The sequence below is a fragment of the Candidatus Cloacimonadota bacterium genome, from assembly GCA_011372345.1.
Taxonomy (GTDB): domain Bacteria; phylum Cloacimonadota; class Cloacimonadia; order Cloacimonadales; family TCS61; genus DRTC01.
In genome coordinates this window covers 1-4,831 of the sequence record DRTC01000622.1, presented here as the reverse complement: position 1 = coordinate 4,831, position 4,831 = coordinate 1, and the positions used below count along the sequence as shown (strand labels likewise).

Below are 4,831 nucleotides of genomic sequence, written 5' to 3'. Positions count from 1 at the left end.
TTTCACAGCAGAAAATGCATTCATCGGTTGGCATGGATTAAGATTTTCCAACACAAACTCGCAGGATAGTTCGAAGGTTGTTTTTTGCAGACTTGAATACGGAAAAGCGGAAGGAACAGGTTTATATGAAGTTTTTGGTGGAGCGATTTTCCTGAACCAATCTTCGAATGTTTTTATTGAAAATTGTCTGATCACAAACAATTCCGCCGAAAACGGTGGCGGAATATTCTGCTACAATTCCAGTCCGGGAATCAGGAATACGACAATTTCCAATAATGATGCAGATTACGGCGGCGGAATGGAATGTTACTTTTTCTCCAATCCTAATATGAATAATGTCATTATCAGCCACAATTCTGCGATCGAAGGCGGCGGTTTTTTCTGCAAGAATAATTCCTCTCCGAATATGGTGAATGTATCTATCGAATCAAATTATGCACATTACGGAGGTGGAATGTTTTGTAATGATGCTTCTCCAAATATTCTAAATTCAAATATTTTGAATAATAATGCCGGAAGTGATGGCGGCGGAATGATGATCACGAACAATTCCAGCATTCTTCTCGAAGATGTAAATATTCTGTATAATAACTGCAATTTTCAAGGAGGTGGGATTTTTTTCAGTAATAACAACACTACTTCAACAATAAATAATTCAACGATTGCCCATAATTCTTCCGATGATTATGATACCAGCGGTGGAGGAATCTCTTGCCGTACTACGCATCTTATCCTTAATGATGTCAATATCACAAACAACTATTCGGAAACTTACGGTGGTGGGATCGAGATTAATTACGAGTCTGATGTTGTAATGAATAATGTCATAATTTCCAGGAATAACGGTTATTACGGCGGTGGTATTTATGCTCGGAGTTCGCTCGTCTTGCTTTCCAATGTTTCTATATTTTATAACACATCCGATTATAGAGGAGGCGGTATTTATTCTCGATGCGCGGTTGATGATTTTCTATTCAATCCTTTATACAGATCGAATATTTATCTAAATAATTCCACGAATAACCAGGGAAATGATATTTATGCCTATGGCGGAATGAATGTAATTGTCGATACATTCACGGTTCTCGAACCGACTGAATATTATGCTGCTCCCATAGAAAATTTCACTTTTGATATTTTGAATGCACGGATTACTTTTACGGAAAGCGACCTTTATGTCAGTCCTTCCGGTTCCGATATGAACAGCGGATTAACTCCTGATGATCCGTTGCGAACGATTTATCAGGCTTTGAATATGATCCCTCCCGATAATCAGAACGAACTAAATATTTATCTTGCTGGAGGAATTTATGCCCCCTCTTTGACCGGAGAATTTTATCCTCTCGAAGCAATCGATCATGTATCCATTATCGGGGAATCGCAAAATACAACCATTCTTGATGCGGAAGGAACTGATTACATATTCCATTGTTCCGAAATAGATGATTTTTTGATAAGTGATATCGCTATTCATAATGGTTATCATACCGGAAATTGGGGAAATGGAGGAGGTATGTTTTGTGATGAAAGTGGGATTACGATCCAAAATGTTACATTTTCTAATAATCATTCCGGTTATTATGGAGGTGCTATTTATTTCACTGATTGTCCGAATCCTATATTAACAAATGTTATAATAAAAGGAAATAATGCTGACTATTACGGGGGAGGTATATATTTTAATGATTCTAATCCGCAATTATCTGCAGTAAATATCGTTGAAAACTCTACGGGTATTCTTGGTGGAGGTTTGAATTTTGTCAATTCCATTCCAACTTTTGATCCGGAAAACAGATGTAATATTTATCTTAATGATTCTCCCTCTTTTGGAAATGACATTTGCTCCAACACAGATATCGATGTGATCGTCGATACATTCACAGTTATGAATCCGGATGATTATTATACTAATCCGATCGAGAATTTCACTTTTGATATTTTACATTCGATTTTTCTGAATATCAATGCAGATCTGTATGTGAGCCCGACCGGTTCAGATGAAAATAGTGGATTAACTCCTGATGATCCGCTGTTAACGATAACTTATGCTTATCAAATAATGTCTGCAAATCAGGAGAATCTTCATACTATTTTCCTGGCAAATGGAACTTATTCACCATCTCAAACCGGAGAATCTTTTCCTCTCGATTGCAGCAGTTTTGTTACTTTGATGGGAACAGACAGAGATTTAACGATCCTCGATGCGGAAGGAACTTCTTATCTTCTGAATTGCCGGTATTCCAATTCTTCCATTCAAAATCTTACTGTGAAAAACGGGAATGCAGGCGGAATCAGAATTCGATCGCATAATTGTTGCTTAAATAATCTTCTGATTTTTAATAATAATACAACTGGATTTGGTGCAGGAATTCATTGCTATGATTCGAATCCGGTTTTGGAAAATCTTATTGTTAGAAATAATTCAGCTGAAAGTCAAGGTGGTGGGATATTTTTTAATGAATCTAATCCGGTTTTATCAGGAATTAGTGTTTTTGAAAACAATTCGAATGAATACGGTGGTGGATTGTATTTTGATAATTCTTCCCCTGTTTTTGATAATGAGAACAGGTGTAATATCTATCTGAATAATTCCGATTTTTTAGGAAATGATATTTATTCTGACGATGAAATTATCGATGTTATTGTTGATACTTTCACGGTTTTGATCCCCGATAATTTTTATGCTTATCCGATGAATAATTTCACTTTTGATATATTGCATTCGGTTATCGAACAGGCTGATCAGGATTTGTATGTAAGTCCATCCGGCTCTGATGAAAATAGCGGATTATCAGCAGATGATCCGTTGAAAACGATCAATTATGCAATGAGTAAAATTACTTCAAATGAAGAAAGTCCTCATACTATTTTTCTTACAGAAGGTATTTATTCTCTTTCCGATACAGGAGAGAATTTTCCAATTATTATGAAAAAGTATGTTTCCCTGGTTGGAGAAAATTCCGAAACAACTATTCTTAATGGAGAAAATCTTGCTCAAATCATCCATAGCAGTTTTTGGGAGAATGATTTTTCTTTGCAGGGCTTAACAATTGCCAATGGTAATGCTGTCGAAAGTTCATATTCCCATGGAGGTGGTTTATTCTGTTTCTTTTCAAATTGTCATATTTCTGATGTGATTTTTTCAAATAACATTGCTTATGATGGTGGAGGAATTTATCTTTATTATGGAACTTTCAGTTTATCGAATGTAATCATTGAAAATAATAGTGCGGAATACAAAGGAGGTGGAATTTATTGCAATGGAGATTGTTATGTCGATAATAGTAGCATAAGATCGAATAATTCCGGAGAAAATGGGGGTGGAATATATTTCGATTTTTCAGATGTTGTTTTAGATACGGTTTCTATTTATGATAACAATTCAGAATGGAGTGGCGGTGGTATTTATTTTCGTAGTTCTAATCCAATTCTGAATTCAGTAACGATTTCCGAAAACAATTCCGAAAGCAGCGGAGGAGGTTTTTATCTTCATGAATCTGAAGCGACATTAAATTTGGTCTCGATCAATAGAAATTCTGCGGAAAATCATGGTGGAGGGATCATGATGTATAATTCCGAATTGGATTTTGATAGCGAAAACAGGTGCAGTATCTATTTGAATTCGACAAATGATCTTTATGCAAAAGATATTTATTCTTCAGGACAAGACAATATTGATGTTATAGTCGATACCTTCTCTATCGATGAACCGAGTGACATTTATGTTTATCCGGCAAACAGATTTACTTTTGATATTCAGAATCCTCTCGAAGAATTGCTGGATGTCGATGTTTATGTCAGCCCTTCCGGATCAAATTATTACAGCGGAACTTCTCCGGAATATCCCTTTGAAACGATTTATTATGCTATGTGTTCGATCACTGCTGATGAAGAAAATCCGAGAAATATTTACCTCGATGAAGGGGAGTATTCTACGCAGCAGGTTAATGGAGCTTTTCATTTACCCGGGAAAAGTTATGTTAATATTATCGGGGAAAACCCATTCACAACTATTATTGAAGGATCAGATTATAGCGAAGTTTTTTATCTTGATAACATCAATGATTTTTCTCTTCAAAATATCAGTTTACGAAATGGTGATCCCGATATTTTTTATGCTGAAAATTCCGATGCTTTACTCAAGAATATCATCGTTTCGGATAATATCGAGAATCAAAGAAATGTATATTGTTCAAATTCCAACATCACTCTCGATAGAGTTCTTTTCCATAACAATTCGACTTTGAACAGTGGAATTTATGGTATATCAAATTCTCATTTGAAAATCCTCAATTGCACGATTACTAACAATGAAATCACCGATTCGGGAAACAACATTTCATTGGCAAGTTCTGATGCGGAAATTGTCAATACGATCTGTTGGAATAATTCTTCAAATGAAATCGGACTTTATTATGGAGAAAGTATTTTAACAGTTGCTTATTCCGATATTCGAGGTGGAGAAGACGCAATATACGAAATAGGAAACGATAATATTATCCATTGGTTAGAAGGTAATATCGTAGTAGATCCATTGTTTGTCGATCCGGAAAATAGCAATTTTCATCTTCAAGATGATTCTCCGTGCATTGAAGCCGGAACTACTTTTTTTGAATGGAATGATGAGATCATCATCGACCTTTCCGAAGATGAATATGTCGGTAATGCTCCTGATATGGGAGTTTATGAGAATGAAAATGTTCTGACAGATAATGAATTGGAATTTCCTGCAGAATATTCCTTATCGCAGAATTATCCGAATCCGTTCAATCCGTCAGGAGCCGGACACAGTCCTCAAACTCATATTTCTTATGCAATTCCTATCGATAGT

General features: G+C 35.6%; 1 protein-coding gene. It reads left to right on the top strand.

The genetic code is table 11. The features are described 5' to 3' along the window. A partial coding sequence (locus tag ENL20_11910) for a hypothetical protein (GenBank protein HHE39260.1) occupies positions 1-4,831 on the top strand: 4,831 nt, incomplete at both ends.